The 18,895-nt window shown below is 39.2% G+C and carries 20 protein-coding genes; all 20 read left to right on the top strand.

The features are described from left to right. Nucleotides 1–155 precede the first annotated feature (155 nt). Nucleotides 156–662, top strand: coding sequence for an HAD-IIIA family hydrolase (locus tag HZA08_01530; protein ID MBI5192103.1), 507 nt, complete (start codon nt 156–158; stop codon nt 660–662). After that, on the top strand, nt 659–1,222 hold the full coding sequence (gene pgsA / locus HZA08_01525) for a CDP-diacylglycerol--glycerol-3-phosphate 3-phosphatidyltransferase (GenBank protein ID MBI5192102.1): 564 nt from the start codon (nt 659–661) through the stop codon (nt 1,220–1,222). Before HZA08_01530 ends, pgsA begins: the two co-directional genes overlap by 4 nt. Nucleotides 1,223–1,306: 84 nt before the next feature. Further along, nucleotides 1,307–3,595 carry a glycerol-3-phosphate 1-O-acyltransferase PlsY gene (plsY, locus tag HZA08_01520; GenBank protein MBI5192101.1) on the top strand — a complete coding sequence of 763 codons (2,289 nt, stop codon included), beginning with the start codon at nt 1,307–1,309 and terminating at the stop codon, nt 3,593–3,595. A gap of 3 nt (nt 3,596–3,598) precedes the next feature. Further along, the gene (locus HZA08_01515; protein MBI5192100.1) at nt 3,599–4,888 is read left to right on the top strand and encodes a DUF4388 domain-containing protein; all 1,290 of its coding nucleotides are present in this window, start codon (nt 3,599–3,601) and stop codon (nt 4,886–4,888) included. 8 nt (nt 4,889–4,896) lie between these two features. Further along, nucleotides 4,897–5,934 (top strand): mechanosensitive ion channel family protein, encoded by a 1,038-nt coding sequence (locus HZA08_01510; GenBank protein MBI5192099.1) that lies wholly within the window; start codon nt 4,897–4,899, stop codon nt 5,932–5,934. A gap of 158 nt (nt 5,935–6,092) precedes the next feature. Further along, nucleotides 6,093–6,455, top strand: a complete 363-nt coding sequence (locus HZA08_01505) for a DUF2384 domain-containing protein (protein MBI5192098.1) — start codon at nt 6,093–6,095, stop codon at nt 6,453–6,455. 829 nt (nt 6,456–7,284) lie between these two features. After that, nucleotides 7,285–7,521, top strand: coding sequence for a hypothetical protein (locus HZA08_01500; GenBank protein MBI5192097.1), 237 nt, complete (start codon nt 7,285–7,287; stop codon nt 7,519–7,521). A gap of 140 nt (nt 7,522–7,661) precedes the next feature. Then, on the top strand, nt 7,662–7,988 hold the full coding sequence (locus HZA08_01495; protein MBI5192096.1) for a hypothetical protein: 327 nt from the start codon (nt 7,662–7,664) through the stop codon (nt 7,986–7,988). Next, nucleotides 7,985–8,326 carry a hypothetical protein gene (locus HZA08_01490; GenBank protein ID MBI5192095.1) on the top strand — a complete coding sequence of 114 codons (342 nt, stop codon included), beginning with the start codon at nt 7,985–7,987 and terminating at the stop codon, nt 8,324–8,326. Before HZA08_01495 ends, HZA08_01490 begins: the two co-directional genes overlap by 4 nt. Nucleotides 8,327–8,676: 350 nt before the next feature. Then, on the top strand, nt 8,677–9,972 hold the full coding sequence (locus HZA08_01485) for a glycosyltransferase family 4 protein (protein MBI5192094.1): 1,296 nt from the start codon (nt 8,677–8,679) through the stop codon (nt 9,970–9,972). Nucleotides 9,973–10,234: 262 nt separating this feature from the next. After that, the gene (locus HZA08_01480) at nt 10,235–10,531 is read left to right on the top strand and encodes an ATP-binding protein (protein ID MBI5192093.1); all 297 of its coding nucleotides are present in this window, start codon (nt 10,235–10,237) and stop codon (nt 10,529–10,531) included. Nucleotides 10,532–10,654: 123 nt separating this feature from the next. Continuing rightward, complete coding sequence (locus HZA08_01475) at nt 10,655–11,815, top strand: GDP-L-fucose synthase (protein MBI5192092.1); 1,161 nt, start codon at nt 10,655–10,657, stop codon at nt 11,813–11,815. Nucleotides 11,816–11,903: 88 nt separating this feature from the next. Further along, nucleotides 11,904–13,235: an ATP-binding protein gene (locus HZA08_01470; protein ID MBI5192091.1), complete on the top strand. Its 1,332-nt coding sequence runs from the start codon at nt 11,904–11,906 to the stop codon at nt 13,233–13,235. Then, nucleotides 13,232–14,008, top strand: a complete 777-nt coding sequence (locus HZA08_01465; protein ID MBI5192090.1) for a glycosyltransferase — start codon at nt 13,232–13,234, stop codon at nt 14,006–14,008. The genes HZA08_01470 and HZA08_01465 overlap by 4 nt, the downstream gene beginning before the upstream one ends. Before the next feature lie 33 nt (nt 14,009–14,041). Beyond that, nucleotides 14,042–14,224, top strand: a complete 183-nt coding sequence (locus HZA08_01460) for a hypothetical protein (GenBank protein ID MBI5192089.1) — start codon at nt 14,042–14,044, stop codon at nt 14,222–14,224. A gap of 60 nt (nt 14,225–14,284) precedes the next feature. Beyond that, nucleotides 14,285–15,070 carry a glycosyltransferase family 2 protein gene (locus HZA08_01455; protein MBI5192088.1) on the top strand — a complete coding sequence of 262 codons (786 nt, stop codon included), beginning with the start codon at nt 14,285–14,287 and terminating at the stop codon, nt 15,068–15,070. Next, nucleotides 15,033–15,383, top strand: coding sequence for a DUF2304 domain-containing protein (locus tag HZA08_01450; GenBank protein ID MBI5192087.1), 351 nt, complete (start codon nt 15,033–15,035; stop codon nt 15,381–15,383). The genes HZA08_01455 and HZA08_01450 overlap by 38 nt, the downstream gene beginning before the upstream one ends. Then, complete coding sequence (locus HZA08_01445; protein ID MBI5192086.1) at nt 15,380–16,960, top strand: glycosyltransferase family 39 protein; 1,581 nt, start codon at nt 15,380–15,382, stop codon at nt 16,958–16,960. The genes HZA08_01450 and HZA08_01445 overlap by 4 nt, the downstream gene beginning before the upstream one ends. 32 nt (nt 16,961–16,992) lie before the next feature. Further along, on the top strand, nt 16,993–18,276 hold the full coding sequence (locus HZA08_01440) for a glycosyltransferase (protein MBI5192085.1): 1,284 nt from the start codon (nt 16,993–16,995) through the stop codon (nt 18,274–18,276). Continuing rightward, nucleotides 18,273–18,895, top strand: a 623-nt coding sequence (locus tag HZA08_01435) for a radical SAM protein (GenBank protein ID MBI5192084.1), incomplete at its 3' end; no start/stop codon positions are given. The genes HZA08_01440 and HZA08_01435, both read left to right, overlap by 4 nt.

Below are 18,895 nucleotides of genomic sequence, written 5' to 3'. Positions count from 1 at the left end.
TAGAAAAACCCCACCCTCTCCCGGACCCTCTCCCGCCAGGGGAGAGGGTCCATAGATTATTCCCTCTCCCTGAGGGAGAGGGGGATTAGTTTTTATTCCCTCCCCTTCAAGGGGAGGGTTAGGGTGGGGATGGGGTTATCTTTGAGGATTTTCAGATGAAAGATTTAGAGATACTTAAACATAAGGTCCAAAACATAAAATTCCTCCTCCTTGATGTTGACGGTATACTTACCGACGGCAGGATATTTATTGATAGTAATGGGAATGAGTTAAAGGCATTTCATATACATGACGGCCATGGGATTTATCTGTTGAGAAAGGCGGGTATTGATGTTGGAATAATATCAGGCAGATACTCCAAATCAGTTGAGTACAGGGCAAAAGAACTGAAGATTGAAGAGGTACATCTGGGGATTCATGACAAGGTCGGCGTGTACAATGAGATTAAATCAAGGTTTAACTTAACAGATGAGGAATTTGCCTTTATGGGTGATGACCTGATTGATATTCCTCTCCTTAAGATTATTGGTCTTTCTGCTACGGCATCTGATGCCATTGATGGAGTAAAAGAGATAACAGATATGGTAACGGAGAGAAGGGGAGGGGAGGGGGCAGTACGTGAGGTAATAGACTTCATTCTAAAGATGAAGGAAAGAAATTGAATCTCCCGAATATCCTTTCGATTATTCGAATATTATTAATCCCTTTTTTTATAATTGTATTTAATACCCCTACATCTGATCGTTCTTTTTGGGCGGCCCTGGTTTTTTCAGTTGCCTCAATAACCGACTGGTTTGATGGTTATTTAGCAAGAAAATGGGGACAGGTTACTCTCTCCGGCAAATTCCTTGACCCGGTTGCAGATAAACTTCTTGTTCTATCAGCGCTTGTTATGCTTGTAGAGTTCGGAAGGGTTGCATCATGGATTGCGATCCTGATAATTGGAAGGGAGCTTGCAATAACCGGATTAAGGGCAATAGCCTCCTCTGTAGGGGTTGTTATTGAGGCAAGAGATATCGGGAAGTATAAAACAGTTGTTCAGATTTTCGCAATAATTCTTCTTGTTCTCGGCTATCCTGTTATAATAGCCGGAGAAACCATTGATTTCCACTTTATTGGAACTGTAGGCCTCTGGTTTGCCGCAATATTATCCCTCATCTCGGCCTTTGAATATTTTTACAGATTCTGGAGTAATTTTAACAAGGATAAAGATATTGTATAAACACAGAGACACAGAGTAATTGAAGAATTAAAAAAATATTTTTTTGTGTCTCTGTGCCTCTGTGGTTAGCAGCCTTTTTTAGATATGAATAGTTATTTTATTAAAATATTGCTTACAGTGGTCAGCTATTTTACCGGTGCGATCCCATTCGGCCTTATAATATCTATGTTCATGGGTGCCGGTGATATACGGAAGATGGGCAGTGGGAATATCGGTGCTACCAATGTCCTTAGAACCACAGGTAAACTCGGCGGTGCTATTACATTATTACTGGATGCGTTAAAAGGATTTATACCGGTACTTATTGCAAGGCAATTATGGGGAATAGATTCATGGACACTTGTTATCGCATTTGCCGCTGTGATAGGTCATAACTTTCCCGTATACCTGAAATTTAAAGGGGGTAAAGGGGTTGCAACGAGTTATGGTGTTTTGTTTGCACTGTGGCCTTATGCAGGGTTTATCACACTTGGTATTTGGATAATCAGTCTGGTTTTATGGAAATATTCATCCCTTGGCGCCTTGATTTCTTTTGCATTAATGCCGATCGTAGTCGTCTTAGGAGAAAAATCCATACTGTACTTGATTTTTACAATCCTGATTTCATCAATGATTTATATTCGCCATATTGAAAACATAAAGAGACTTATCAGCGGGGAAGAAAAGCGGATAAGTAAGAATAAGATTAAGAATAATAACACTACAACTACCTTACTTTTTCTTATCTTTATCCTTATTGCAACTAATGTTTTTGCTGGGGTTCAATCATCAAAAACAACGCATACACAATCACTGCCGCTTCTCATCAGGGAAGGCTACATAAATATTGATAAAGGACAGGCAGAAGAGGCTTACAGGATTGGAGTCAGTGCAAAAGAATTATCCCCTGATTATGCCCCTGCATATTTTCTTACTGCAAAATCTCTCAGGAAGATGTCAAAGTTTGCCCCTGCATTTTCAGAATATATAGATGGGATCAAGGTCTCTTTTAAGGACTTCCGGACACTTTATAACATTACCGGCACGGTTTTCCTTTTCCTGACGATTACTATCCTATTCACATCTTTTTCTATTTTGCTCGCATGGATGATACGTATCCTGCCTGTTTTTTATCATACCTTCAGGGAAACTACATCTAACTATATTGAAGGTTATCTGCGTCCCCTGTTTTTAGGTTTTGTTGTTGTTTTTCCCGCAGTATTGGGAATAGGATGGTTTGTAATATTCTGGATTATCTGCCTCTGGATTTATTTGAACAAGAGAGAAAGAATAACTGCGGTACTTATCCTGATATTTTTATTATCCCTTCCAATACTGCTTAAATATAATGCCGGTTATCTTAATAATCATAACAATATAACCTTACAGGGTTTGATTGCAGCAGACAACGGCATCGGGGACACTACCCTTATTATGAAACTTAAAGAACAATACGCAGCTATGCCTGATAATACTTACCTGCCGCTAAGTATCGCCGCTTTAATTAGTAAAGAAGGTGACATTAACGGGGCAATTGAATACTACAGGAAAATTCTTGTTTCTGACAATGAGGGCGTTAAGACTACAGCCTTGAATAATATCGGCAATCTTTATTTTGAATCAGGTGACCATGATAAGGCAATTGAGTATTACAAGGCCGCGGCTAAAGAGACATCAATATCTGCCATACCCTCATACAATCTTAGTCTCGCATACCGTGAGAAATTGATGTTTGAAGAGGCTGATAAGGCATATAACACTGCACGAGGTATCAATCTCAAGGACACAGAAAAGTTTTCAGGTATTTCTTCAAAAGGCGGAAGTAGTGTAGTAGATTATCCAATAAGTAAAAGCGACCTGTGGTCTGTTGCACTGCGTCCTACAGAAGAATCAAAGATGTGGGAGCAGGATGTCCTGCATGGGATATTCAGAATATCCGGGGACAGATTCCCGTTTCTTGGTGTCAGTCTACTTATATTTATTACTGTATTATCTTATGTTAAACCAAGGACCCCAATGGCCTACTATTGTCCTGAGTGCAGACGGATTGTTTGCGGGTTATGTAAAGGGTCAAGGGTCTTTGGGAGTATATGCATGGAGTGCAGGAAGAAAGGGGAGAAAGAAGAAATAACTGAAACAGGTCTTGATAAACGATTTTCATTTCTTCTACCAGGGATTTGGCATATCTACAGGGGAAATACATTCTTCGGCATTATTGTAAATCTAATTTTCTTTATGGGTCTTTTATGTTTTTTATCCGGTAATTTATATGACATAAGATTCTCAGCCTATATTATCCCGCATAAGATTTACCTTGTAGGATTGTTTCTCATAATTGTTTCTTATGTAATGATATTCTTAAACTTCAAATATATAAGGATGCGTTTTAAATAAGAAATGGCATTAGAAGGTTCTATAAAAGACTTCGGCATTGCCGATATATTTCAGCTCATCAACCTCCAGAAAAAGAGCGGTGTACTCACAATCCAAAACGGTGAGGCTGTTGCATCAATAAATTTCTCCGTAGGAGAGATAGTCTATGCTGTATCAACCAAAATGGGAGAGAATGAGAAGGTCGGGAGGCTTCTTATAGGGTTAGGGAAGCTGTCTGAAAAGGCGCTTGAAGATGCCCTTATTGTTCAGCAGAATACAGGTGGAAAAATCGGTCACATACTTACGGCCTCCGGTGCAATTTCAGAGGATGATCTGAAAGATGTTTTACAGATACAGATAAAAGATGTGATATTTCAGGCATTCAGATGGAAGAACGGATGGTATAAATTTGATGCACAGGAGATTGAATATGAAAAGGAGTATCAGATACCGATTCCAACTGATTTCATCCTTATGGAAGGTATCCGGATGCTTGATGAATGGCCATACATTGAATCCCATATCTCATCAGAGAATATAATCTTTTCTCAATCATTAAAAGGTGAAGAAGCAGAGTCATTATTTTCCTCTTTAACCCCGGAGGAGATGAGTGTCTTCAATCTGATTGACGGGCAGAGGGATATACGTATGATCAAACAACTTGTAAATCTTACAGAGTTTGATGTCTTCAAAAACATAGCTGCATTAAAAGTAGCGGGGCTTATAGAGGAGATAACATCCACTCCTCCCCTTAACCTCCTCCCGCAAGGGGAGGGTGAGCTGCGCTCATCTTCGGATGAATCGAACATGAGCGGGGCGCTCACAAAGGTGGATGAAAATGGATGGGACAAGAATGTCCCACCTATCCATAATATATCTCTGGATAGGCGGGGTTTTCCAACCCCGCCGGAGGGATTTGACGTACCCCTTCATGAAGAAAAAAATGAAAAGAGACGTATCTGGACCGCTGTTCAGATTGCTATATTGATATTTATTGTTAGTTCCATTTTTATATTTTTCTCAATTAGAGAGATTGCCGGTATCAAGGATTATTCTTCAGCTTATGATAGATTAAAGAAATCCTCAGCAGTAGATGAGATGACCTCCCTGAGAAATGCAATTACATTTTATCAGAAGGCAAACGGTAAATTGTCGGAATCCCTTGAATCGCTTTATCAAGAACATTTCATTAGCGAAGATATTATAACGGACCCATGGGGTAATAAATTTGTCTTTGAACCACTGCCGCAAGGTTACAGTATTTACAGCAAAGGCCCGGACGGTCTTTCAGGAAGTAGTGATGATATAAAGTAAACATTCAAATGGACGATAATTTTAAAAATATCCTCATACCTGCAATAATTTCATTGCTGTCAATGGTTATCCTGTTTATTGTCAGGGGTGTTGCGGCTAAGACACTGCAACGCTGGGCAGATAAGACTGAGACTGATATTGATGATATTATCATCAGTGCAATTAAGACCCCTTCAATTTACCTGACTATTGCAATTGGTCTTTATATCGGGGTTGCAATATCCGGATTACCTGAGAATTATGTCTTTTATATCTCAAAGGCAATACATGTAATAGTTATCATGTCTATTGCTTTTGCTATTGCCGGTCTCTCAGGCAAGATACTTGACCACTACATCAGGAAATCAAATCTCCCCATCCCATCAACCGGTCTTGCACACGGTATTGTTAAGATTACGATTATTATTCTTGGAGTACTGATAACGCTTAGCGTGTTAGGCATATCCATTGCCCCTCTGATCACTGCAATGGGTGTCGGAGGTCTTGCTGTAGCACTTGCACTTCAGGATACACTGTCAAATCTTTTCGCAGGTATTCACATACTGGTGGAGAAGTCAGTGAAGGTGGGGGATTTTGTAAGGCTCGAATCAGGTCAGGAGGGATATGTAGATGATATTACCTGGAGGACTACCCGAATCAGGATGCTTCCGAATAATATGGTGATTATACCTAACAATAAACTTTCTCAGAGCATTGTAACAAACTATTCACTCCCTGATAAGGAGATGGCCATCTCAATCCCAATATCCGTAAGCTATAACGCAGACCCTGATAGAGTAGAACAGGTACTTACTGAAGAGATGGAAAAGGCGGCTGATGAGATACATGAAATTTGCGGGACATCATCTTCAGTCAGATTTCACAAACTTGGTGAATCATCCATTGATTTTGAGATTGTCTGCCATATCCGTGAGTATGAAAATCAGAAGTCTGTACAGCATCAGATATTGAAGAGGGTGTTTAAAAGATTCAGGGAAGAAGGCATTGAGATTCCATATCCGCAGAGAGTGGTGTATGTAAAAAGACAGGTAAGAGGTAATAGTTAATAGGTGACCTGCCCCTATCAGACTCACCCCTCGAGAGTGTGATGACGTATATAAAAAGTACGCAGACAGCAATCAGTAATGACGAGTGTTACAGAAATATTATCATAAAATATTGACATAATGACAGTCATATACTATATTGAAGTGAAGAGAAACTTATGCCTGCAATTGCCAAACATAGACCAGTCCGGGCAAGAAAGACCGATAACCCGGTTGCTGAAATCAAGCGTCTTTTAAATCCGTCTGATGGGGAGCTTTCCCTGCTGTTGGATACCGGCATCAGGACCGTCTACCGCTGGTTAGAGGATGGTCCGCCGGCGCAGTATTATCCGTTGATCAGGCTGCAGGAGCTTATTGCCCTTGCCTTGAAGTCTTTGAATGAAGATGCGATTACTGAATGGTTTCACGAACCCAATCGGGCACTTGGAGGATCAATTCCGCTGCGGCTGGTCTTGGACCCCCGCGGTTTTGATCTTGTCCGCGAAGAATTGTGGAATGCCGCACACGGACTACCCTTGTAAAACAGGACACCGGATATTGGAATGAACCCTCATAAGCCTTCGGCTCACAAAGGTACATGAAAATGAGGCTCAGGATGAAACAACCCCACCCTCACCCGGACACTCTCCCTGAGGGAGAGGGTGCTTAGTTTTTATCCCCTCCCCTTCAAGGGGAGGGTTAGGGTGGGGATGGGGTTGATTTCCGGATGAACAATATAGAATCCTTTCTAAGAAATTGATTAATACAATAGAAGGACATTTTAAAATAATTCCATTAAATACATTAAAACATTCAAAGTATATTTTTAAAAAGCCCATTTATATCACGATAGAACGAGGGGAAAATATAACTGTAGCATCATTTGATGATATAGAGGCATTTGCTTATGCAGATACAGAGTTTGAGGCAATCAATAGTTTGTGTCAGTAGATTGTGAATATTTATGAGGATCTGAGGGAAGACAAGGACGGTCTTGGTATATTACCGAAAAAATGGCTTGAATATTTAGAAGAAGTAATAGAGACCAAATGAAAAAGAGCGAGATGGAAAAGATTTTCAGGAAGTTAAGCTTACACATTAACTCTGGAAGAATATACTAACTTATGAAAGAATAAGGGATTCATTGATTGATCACTATTATGCAATTATCTTCAACCAAAAGGAAATTTTGGTATCATACTTTCTAAACAGATATCATTCAATGAGACATTTAAACGTAATTTCTATTTACTCTTACAGAAACGGAGATAAAAAATAACTTGTTCTGGGTTTAAATTAAATATTGTAGTTTTCTTAATATTCCATGATATATGATATTATAACGAAAACTTTATAAAGGGAGAAGGAACTGTGGGACACAAAATAGCTGAAGCAATTATCGAAGATGGGCAGATAAAATATATTGACAAGAAATTACCATGTAAAAGAATTAAGGTTCATCTAATTTATGATGAGATGGAAGAAACTGCTTCGGAAATTGAATTAAAAAAGATTGTTGCAGATACCTCAGGTATATATAAAGATATAAATGTTGAAGAGGAAACACGAATACTAAGGGAAAGCTGGGAACGGGATGCCTGTAAGTGAATACCTGATTGACACAAATATTATTATATACCACACCGCCGGTTCAAAGAATGCTCAAGAGTTTATCAACACTTTAATTATCAATAGTGAGGTAGGGTGCAAAAAAAGAAATGATATAATTCGACCTGAGGAGGGTAATTATGCCTAATATATTGGAAATAGATAAAGATTTATATAATGCACTTGTAGAGTCTTTTGGGGAAGTTATCTTGAGGGAAAAGATAGACGATATACTTTTTTCTGCAATTGAGAGCAGGCTTGCGAAATTTAATAACGAAATATTAAAATTTGAGGAGAAATACGGGCTTCCATTTTATGAATTTGAAAGAAATTGGGATGAAGATAAGATACAAGACAAACACAGCTATGAAGTAGAAAGTGATTTTATGGACTGGGAGATGTTAGGAATGGAGAAAAAAGAACTTTTATCAGCGCTGACCAGACTCAAAGGTGTGAAAAAGAAATGAGTATATACAATGTTGATGACTTCCTTTCAGATATAAATAACTCTATAGAAAAGTATTTTTCTGGATACAGGTTTGAAATCCTATTAAATACGCCGCGATCCTTTAAAGCTAATATTCATATAGGTGAAAAACTCTTTATAGCTGTGCGTTATAATGCCAGAAATGAAAGGATGGATTTTGCATTGATTGAGAATGGTCAAAGAATATTCGGATATGATAATTTAAAAGAATGGCACTATCATCCAGTTGAATATCCGGAAGGTCATATACCCTGCGATAAACCATCTATAGAGGAAGTTATTTCTAAAATAAAAGAAGTAAGCGAGCAACCTGAATAGTGATGATATATCTACAGAAATTATTCATCCGAAAATCAACCCCATCCCCACCCTAACCCTCCCCTTGAAGGGGAGGGGATAAAAACTAAGCACCCTCTATCTCAGGGAGAGGGTCCGGGTGGGGGTGGGGTTTTCATTGCCCTTTGTGAACCTTCGGTTCATGGGAGTTCAACCGAAAATCCTTTTCTGTTATCCCCGAAGGTCTCTATCGGGGAAATGGCTTACAAATCAGATTCCCGATAAAAAACTTCGGGAATGACAAGATTGAACCGCCATATTTTCATCCCCCTTGTGAGCGCCCCGCTCATGGGCGTTTCAATGTTTAATAGTTCTTTACAAATGTTTATACCATGATACGAGTAGGTTTTGTATTTGATCAATTAAATGAAGGGTGGCTGGGCGGGGTAAATTATTTTTCTAATTTATTCAATGCAATATATCTGTTACCTGACAGAAAGATTGAGCCTGTCGTATTTGTCGGATTAAAGACGGATATGAAGATGTTCAGGGATTTTCCGGCGGTAGAGGTGGTGAAGTCAAGCCTGCTGGATGTCCCTGATAATATCTGGCAGATAAGGGATATATTGTTTGCAAAGTCAGGTAATGATGATAACCCTTCCGTCAGGGGTTCATTCCTCAGGGTCATTCTGTCAAGCCTTTTTGATACCTCTCTTTTGCTTTGGGCATCAAGATATATTACAAGAAACAATTTCGGTTATGATATCTTATTGGAGCGGCTCTTACGAAAACATAACGTATCCTTATTGTCTCATTCAGGCTTTCTGGGGACTCATGCAAGAATCCCTTCACTTGGCTGGATCCCTGATTTTCAACACTTACATCTAAAAGATGTTTTCAGTGATAATGAGATTAAATCCCGTAACTGGCATTATAAAAATATATGCAGGCGATGTACAGGGCTGATCCTCAGCAGTTATGATGCAAGAAAAGACCTTGCCGATTTTGCCCCTGATTGTGTAAATAAGTCCAGCGTCCTTCAATTTGTGGCAGGTCTTAACAGCAAGACTGATATACCGCCATTAGAGGATTTAGAGGATAGCTATAAATTTAAAGGTCCTTTTTTCTATGTACCAAATCAGTTCTGGGGGCACAAGAACCATCGTGTGGTTATTGAGGCCCTCCATATCTTGAAAAAGACGGGGCGGGATGTCCTTGTATTTTCAACCGGAAATGCTAATGACTACAGACAGCCGGATCTTATCAAATCGCTCTGTACCTATATTGAACAGAATAATCTCAAAGAAAATTTCAGGATGCTGGGTCTTGTACCACGTGCTGATGTGATAGCTCTGATGCGTTATTCCATTTCATTGATTAATCCCTCCTTTTTTGAAGGGTGGAGCACTACAGTTGAAGAGGCCAAGTCTATGGGAAAGCAAATTATGCTCTCTGACATAGAAGTGCACAGAGAACAGAATCCGCCTGGCGGCATATTCTTCGATCCCAAAGATCCCAAAGACCTCGCTGAGAAGATGTGGAGTTTATGGGCAAATGAGAATAGTATTGAGGAAGACCGGAAACGTATGAACCGTGCGAAAGAAGATTTACCAAAGAGAAGGCTTGCTTTTGCTGAACAGTATCAGGATATGGTGTTAGGGGTTTTAAAAATGGAGATTGAGAAATGAAAAAAGTTGAAGTATTGGGTGCCTTAATTGACTGAATTATATATAATATAGTCAATCAAGTGACAATATTTATTTGAAGATGTATATTCCTCAAAAGCAATTAGAAAATCTAATAAAGTTACTCCAACCCAGCAAAGTAATTATTGTTTATGGCCCAAGGCGGTGCGGTAAGACTACTCTGAACGGCTGTTACTATTCCCATAAATGATCCAACTGAGTTATTGAATATAAAGCGGTTTCTAATTATGATAAAATAAAACCGATGAACAAATTTATAAACAGGAAATCAGATATTGATGCCATTGAGACTGAATATAGTAGAAATGGTGCGGGCTTTATAGTCATATATGGCAGGAGGAGGGTTGGTAAGACCACGCTTATTAAGGAGTTCTTAAGAGGAAAACCAGGACTCTATTTTCTTGCTGACAGGCAGATGGAGACTGAATTAATCAGGAGGCTTCAGGATTCTTTATCAGAATATTTAAATGATGCCAACCTTTCAGAAAAGGTATCAGAGACAACCACATATTTTTCTATCCTGAAGACAATGGAGATATGAGAAAACACCTTCCTTTTTGCGATTATAAGCAGGAAAGGTTTCACAAAAAGATTAATAAAGGCATCTGAAAAAGAAGGCATACTTCTCAAGAGTATATACACACATATAGATAAAGGAAATATTATGAAGATTTATGTTGCCGGACACAGGGGTCTTGTTGGTTCTGCCATTCTCAGGAAATTGAATGAGAGGGATGGAACTGAAATTGTTTGCAGGACGAGTAAAGAGCTTGACTTAAGAAATCAGGCTGATACGGAGACATTCTTTGAAGAGGAGAAGCCTGAGCAGATGTATCTTTCAGCCGCTAAGGTCGGAGGGATACTTGCGAATAATACTTATAAGGCGGAATTTATTTATGATAATACGGCGATTGCCTTAAATGTTATCAATGCCGCATATAAGAATGGGGTGAGTAAGCTTTTAAACCTTGGTTCATCCTGTATATATCCTAAACTTGCACCTCAGCCTTTGAAAGAGGAGCATTTACTTATAGGCCCTCTGGAATCAACCAATGAACCTTATGCAATTGCGAAGATTACAGCCATAAAACTTTGCAGGTATTACAATGAGCAATATGGGACAAACTATTTATCAGTGATGCCCACTAACCTTTATGGCCCTCAAGATAATTTTAATCTCGAGACATCACACGTCCTGCCTGCATTAATTAGAAAATTCCATCTTGCAAAGCTGTTGAGGAATGGGGATATTGAGGGATTAATGAATGATATGAAGACGTATCCGCTTGGTTTTGGGATTGGAAAACCCCACCCTCACCCTGACCCTCTCCCTGAGGGAGAGGGTGCTAAGTTTATTCCCTCCCCGATACTTAATGGGGGAGGGTTAGAGCCTGCCCCCGAAGTAGTAATCGGGGGGTGGGGATGGGGTTTATTTTCGGTTGAATTCATCGAAGACATCCTTAAACACCTCGGCATCACAAAGGATTCTGTCGTCTTATGGGGCAGCGGCGAACCGTACCGTGAGTTCCTATATGTTGATGACCTCGCCGATGCCTGCGTCTATCTGATGGAGAATTATGATTATAAAGACACAGGAGAGCTTGTTAATATAGGGATGGGAGAGGATATAAAGATAAAAGAACTTGCCGGCATTATAAGAGATGTTGTTGGTTTTGACGGCAGGATAGAGCATGACTTATCAAAGCCTGACGGCACTCCACGAAAACTCCTTGACATATCAAAGATCAAATCACTCGGATGGGAACCAAAGATAAGCTTAAAGGATGGAATTAATAAGACCTATGAGTGGTACTTAAAGCATTAACCTGCTTTACTTTACCTTGACACTCAGAACGATAAAACCTATTATATTAGGTAAAATTAATGATTTATCCCTAATATAATTAAAACTAATGAACAAAAATGAGATAATAACAATACTCAATGATTGGAATTTCTGGAAAGGTAAGTTGAATGTCGGTAAAGAAAGGTCATCTTATCGAAATCGAATTCAACAGTTCCTGAAGACCAACCAGATTGTAGTAATTACGGGTGCAAGGAGAAGCGGAAAATCTTATATTATGAGGCAGTCGGCAAAATCTCTGATTGCTGATGGGGTGTCTGAAAAAGAGATTTTGATGGTAAATTTTGATGATCCTAGGTTTGAGGAACTAAATACAAAAACACTCCAGGATATATATGAAACGTATCTGGAATTTCTTAATCCTAAGAGAAAACCGTATATATTTCTTGATGAGGTTCAGGAGATTGAAGGTTGGGAAAAATGGGTGAGGATGATCCATGAATTGGGTAAGGCAAATGTAATTGTCTCAGGTTCAAATGCAAGGCTTTTGAGCAGAGAATTATCAACATTGCTTACAGGCAGGCATCTCGACATAACAGTCTTTCCGCTCTCATTTAGTGAGTATCTCGATTTCAATGACGTGGCTTTCAACGATAAACTTGATGTTGTGCATAACAAGTTAGAAATAATGAGATTATTCAGAAGCTATCTTGAATTAGGTTCCTTTCCTGAGGTTGTGCTTGCAGGAGAAAAGAAACAGATATTGTTGAACTACTTTGAAGATATCTTAAATAAAGACCTGATCAGAAGATTCAAGATCAGGAAAACTGAGAAATTAAAGGGCCTTGCAAAGTTTTATTTCAGCAATATATCTTCTCCTGTGACGTTTAATTCTATAGAAAAGTTTTTGGATGTTTCCGCAGATACGGTAGAAAAATTCTCCGAATATTTTGAGACTGCGTACATGTTGTTTTTTCTCAAAAGATTTTCATTTAAAATAAAGCAACAGGAAAAAAGTCCCAAAAAGGTCTATGCTATTGATACCGGTTTAGCAAATACAGCCGGTTTTAGATTCAGTCAGAATCTGGGCAGGCTTGCAGAAAATATTGTTTTACTGGAGTTAAAAAGGCTGCAGGAAACAGACAAGGATATTGAGATATTTTACTGGAAAGATAACACTCATAGAGAAGTAGATTTTGTTATAAAAAGAGATTTAGCAGTAAAACAACTGATACAGGTTTGCTGGGATATGAACCATCATGAAACCCGAAAAAGAGAAATTCAATCGTTGAGCAAGGCGATGAAAGAGTTTAAATTAGATGAAGGATTAATTATTACAGAAGATTACGAAGGTGAAGAGAAGATAGAAGAAAAAAGGATAAGATATGTTTCTTTGTGGCAATGGCTGATACAAAATTCAAATCCTAATATAGAACAATGAAACTTTCCGTCATCACCCCATCTTTTAATCAGGGCAAATACATAGAGCAGACGATTCAGAGTGTCCTGAATCAGAAAGGTGCTTTTGAGATTGAACATCTGATTATAGACGGCGGGTCAGCGGATGGTACTTTAGATATATTGAAAAGATACAACGGCAGGATAGACTGGGTTTCTGAGAAAGACCGTGGTCAGTCTCATGCAATAAATAAAGGGTTTAATAAGGCAAAGGGCGATATAATCGGATGGCTCAATTCTGATGATTTGTATGAAGATGGGGCATTGCAAAAGATAGTCTCAGTTTTCTCCAACAATGAGGATTGTCAGTGGATAGCGGGCAGGTGCCGAATTATAGATGAAGATGGCATGGAGATACGAAAGGCAGTTACCGGATATAAGAATAAGTGGCTTGGAAGGTATAGTTATGACAGGCTTCTTGTTGAAGATTTTATTTCCCAACCGGCAGTATGGTTCAGAAAATCATTCCTTAATGAGGTTGGGCTGTTAGATGAAAACCTGCACTACACGATGGACTATGATTTGTGGCTTAGAATGGGTGCGAAAGCAGAGCCTTTCATAATCAACGAATACCTTGCATCATTTCGTTTCTATTCCGGTTCTAAAACAGGCGGCGAATTAAATAAGTCCCTTAACGAAGTTCACCGGCTCTGCCGCCGTTATGCAAAAGGCAGGAAGAATATTCTTATGGGGAACTGGATGTACAGGATGAAGATACGGATTGGGTATGGCCTTATGAGCTGCGTTGGAAGGTGAAAAAAAATCATTATTATTGTATGATGAATTTAAATGAATCAGGACAACGAAAAACCCCACCCTCACCTTAATCCTCTCCCTGAGGGAGAGGAAATTCCCCTCCCCTTCAAGGGGAGGGTTAGTAAAAATCAGCGGGACAAGAATGTCCCGCCTATCCTCAATCTATGCGTGGATAGGCGGGGTTTTCTTACCCCGCCGGAAAGGATTTTTGGGTGAAGTTAAATAGATAAAAGGAGTTGTTTGACAGAAGTGTTGTCTGCAAATTTGGGATCATAAATGCCTCTAAAAGAAGTTATCATAGTAATCCCCGCTTATAATGAAGAAAAGAATATAGAACCTCTAATAAGAAATATCAAGACTAAAGTTTCTGATATTGATATTCTTGTGGTTGATGACGGTTCTCTTGATCGTACAGCAAGAGTTGCAGAAGATTCGGGTGCTATAGCATTACGTCTGCCTTTTAATATGGGTTATGGCGCTGCACTGCAAACCGGCTTCAAGTATGCACTTATGAAGAGGTACAGATATGCGATCCAGATGGATGCCGATGGACAGCATGACCCTGAATCAATCAGGTTATTACTGAATGAAATAAGAAAAGAGGAAGTGGATGTGGTAATAGGTTCCAGATTTCTTGATGATAAAAACGTTTATAAATCTCCAATAGTACGTAAGATAGGGATAGGGTTATTTGGAAAGATTGCATCAATAGTTACAGGCATGACTGTGTCGGATCCGACTTCAGGATTTCAGGCGTTGAACAGGGATGCCCTCCGTTTTTATTCGAGTAAATACTATCCGGTTGATTATCCTGATGCAGATGTGATCATTATGCTTTACAGGGCCGGTTTGCGTGTAAAAGAGGTTTCTGTAGTTATGCATAACAGGCTGGAAGGCACTTCTATGCATAGCGGAATAATAAAACCTATGTATTATGTTTTTAAGATGTTTCTATCCATGTTCGTTACGCTTTTGAGAAGAGATAAATTTGTCAGACGTGTTGTACGGAGGGAGGAGATTAAGCATGCCGCTTCACCAAAAGATATTTGCCATAAGCATTAGTGTTTTACTTTTTATCGTTATTATTGACCTTGTAAGGAGGCGTAAGTTACGGGAGGAATTTTCATGGCTATGGCTTCTAACAGGGGCCGGTGTAATAGTGCTTGCAGTATGGTATGACTTGCTGAACCTTATAACAAGGGCAATTGGTGCGGTACTTCCTACAACAACACTCTTTCTGTTCGGCGGTATCTTTTTTATGGTAATAAATCTTTATTATGCAACCAAGATTTCAAGCCTGCACAACCATGTGAAAGACCTGGCACAGCATGTGGCGATACTTGAGACAGAGATAAAGAGGCTTGGAGAAAAATGAAGAATATTTCTGATACAAAGCTGAAGTGGATTATCCTTGGGATAATAACATTTTTATCTTTTATAGTTCGCATATCAACTGCCAGCGTATTTGTTACATATCCTGATTCAGCGTTATATCTTTCCTTCGCAAAATCCATACTAAACGGGAGGTTATTTTTTGATTTTGCCGGGGGTAATAATACTATTCTGCCGCCACTTTATTCTTTGGTTATTGCATTTTTCTCATTATTCACCGGAAATATTGAGAAAGCTGGAGTGCTGGTTTCTATTCTGTCAGGGGCCATTCTGATAATTCCAGTATTCTATATTGCCAAAACTGTTTACAATGAAAAGGCTGCATGGGTCAGCACTGCATTTGTATTCTTCAGCCCTATCCTAATTAACTGGTCAACGTCTATGCTGACGGAATCTCTATTTATCACACTATTTATATCAGGGATTGCCGGATGCCTTTATGGTATTGAAAATAAGAAGTTGCTATTTATTTTAGTTTCCGGTGGATTAATTGGTCTGTCATATATGACGAGAGTTGTCGGTATTGTTGTCATACCGGTTCTCGGGATTTGGATGTTAATCCATTATTTCAGTGTGAGAAAACCTGCTGATAATAAAACCGGCATGAATTGGAAAGATGCATTAGTTCCTGTAATAGTTTTTTCAATAGGTTTTATACTTGTAACAGGACTTTATCTGGTTAAATTACACTCATTCTACGGTTACTGGACCATTGCCGGTTCCTATGGAAGTATAAAAGGTACAATAGCTTATGAAGGCGCTGCAACTCCTGCAGGTTGGGAAAACATAAAAAAAGGTGCTGTGAAAGAGAGTGCTTTATTAAGACTGGTGAAGAAAATATTATTAAACCTTCAAAATTATTCATTAGCTTTACTTGCTATGCTTACAATCGGCACCATATTTGTAATTGCCGGTTTATTATTCAGGTGGAAGGTGCTCTATTTAGTTTCAGTAATAGTAGTCTATTTTAGCGCACTGCTTGTGCAACCTCTGTCTCCTATGATAGATGAGCGGATAAGGTATCTGTCACCTGTGTTTCCATTGTTATTGATTATTGTTTCCGCCGGGATTTTACGGATTGGAGATTTGATTAAATCCCAAGAGACAAGGAAGATATTGGTTCCTGCAATGATCGTTTTGGTCCTGCTTTCCTTTACCTTACACCTTATCCTGTTTCCGGTGAAATTACATTTCATGGGAAAAATAGATGATAAGTATGTAAGAGAAACAGTCGGGCTATGGATGAAGAAAGAACTACCTCATCCGCTAAGGGTTATGTCAAGAAAACCTTTTATGCCCTATTATGCTGATGCGATATGGTTTAATACGCCTGCTACGTATATTGAAATGCTTCAACTGGCAAAGGAAAAGTCAGTGGATTATATTGTCCTTGAAAGGGAATTTGAGTATGAAAGAAGACCTGAACTCCGATTCTTATTTTACCCTAAACAAGTACCGCCTGAATTATCATATATCGGAGGGCTACAGAGTCCTAAAACAGGTGAAGTATATATTGCCTTATACAGGATAAACAGGGAAATAGGCAAACAAGTTAATTAAGTAAAAATCTATTATGCACAATAAATAAGACGATGAACAAAGGAATGTTGCGTATATGTTATTTCGGCACCTACTCAATGGAAGAGGGGTATCCGAGGAACAGGGTGATTATTGATGGACTGCGTAAAAATGGTGTAGATGTTGTTGAATGTCATGAGGATTTCTGGAAGGATACATCACAAAAGTTAGAAGGGGTAAAGGCCGGTAGTGGAATCGTTAAGATGTTGTACAGGCTTTTGCTTGCCTATTCAAAACTAATAAGCAAATTCATGCGTGTTGGCCATTACGATGCAATCATTGTCGGCTATGCCGGTCATATAGATATATTTCTTGCAAAGGTCTTAAATCTCTTCAGAAGAAAACCTCTCATCTTTGATGCCTTCCTGTCACTCTACGATACCGCAGTAATGGACAGACGCATTGTCCGTCAGGGTTCATTCAAGGCAAAATTACTGCGGTTTCTTGATACATGGTCATGCAGACTGGCAGACGCAGTCCTGTTGGATACTCAGGCACATATTGAATATTTTGTAAAAGAGTTTGGCCTGCCTGCAGGGAAGTTCTTTGCAGTGCCGGTTGGGTCGGCTTTATCCTCTTACCAAGCAAATTCCTCCCCCCCTTGCGGGGGGAGGTCAGGAGGGGGGGGGAATGGCAAAGATAAATTTGAAATCCTCTACTTCGGCTCCTACATACCTCTTCACGGAGTAGATGTTATCATCCATGCTGCTAAGATATTGCAGGATGAAAAACCCCACCCTCACCTTAATCCTCTCCCTGAGGGAGAGGAGATTTCCCTCCCCTTCAAGGGGAGGGATAGGGTGGGGATGGGGTCATATTCGAGTAAAGTTGAAATAGTCTTTACCATGATAGGCACAGGACAGCTCCTGCCGGCAATGAAACAACTTGCGTCTGACCTTGAATTAAAGAACATAAATTTTATAGATAGATTCGTCGAAGAAAAGGAACTAATTAAATATATCCAGCGAGCTGACATTTGCCTCGGTATATTCGGCAAGACGGAAAAGGCATTAAGGGTTATACCTTGTAAAGTCTACAACTGTCTGCAAATGGGCAGATCGCTTATTACCGGAAATACGGTTGCAACCGAGGGCATTCTAAAACATAAGGAGAATGCCTTTTTGTGCAGGCCGGGTGACCCTGATGATCTCGCAAGAGGTATCACAGAACTCAAGAATGATGCTAATCTAAGAGAACATATTGGGGCTAATGGATATAAATATTTTGAGAATAACTTTTCTGTTGAGGCAATCGGGAAAAGGGTGTTGAATAGTATTACTTCAACTATAAAGAGGTGATTGAAATCAGAAGCCGGATTGAACGCTATAAGAGGATAATCCATTCTGTTTATTCTTATAAAAGAAAGCAAACAATACTGAATTATCCACCCTATATTCTTTGGATTGAACCTACAAATTACTGTAATCTTGAATGTGTCATGTGCCCGAATGTCAAGACTCCTAAGGATACAAAGGGGTATATGGAGCTTGGTCTTTTTAAAAAGATTATTGATGATGTCCACAATTATATTTTTGATATTAATCTCTTCCTTGGCGGGGAGTCTCTTTTACATAAAGATATAGCCTCTATGATTTCTTATGCAACTGACCGTGGGATAAAGGTCTGCCTGCATACAAATGCCACTATGTTGAGTAAGAAAACAGCGGAGGATATTCTGGATGCTGGACTGGATATGATCAGCATCTCATTTGATGGATATGAAAAAGAGGTATATGAATCCATCCGGGTGAAGGCAAATTTTGATAAAACATTAAACAATATTATCAGCTTCCTGAATGAGAAAAAGAGGAGAGGTAGTAAAAAACCATACACAGTATTTCAGATTATTGAATTTAATGACCCTGATACAAAATCGCCTGAAGATGTAAAGCGTGCCTTTTATAATCAGTTTGAAGG

It is taken from the genome of Nitrospirota bacterium, from assembly GCA_016212215.1.
Lineage (GTDB): Bacteria > Nitrospirota > 9FT-COMBO-42-15 > HDB-SIOI813 > HDB-SIOI813 > JACRGV01.
Note: the sequence above shows the minus strand (reverse complement) of the source record. Positions and strands in the feature narration are given on the sequence as shown.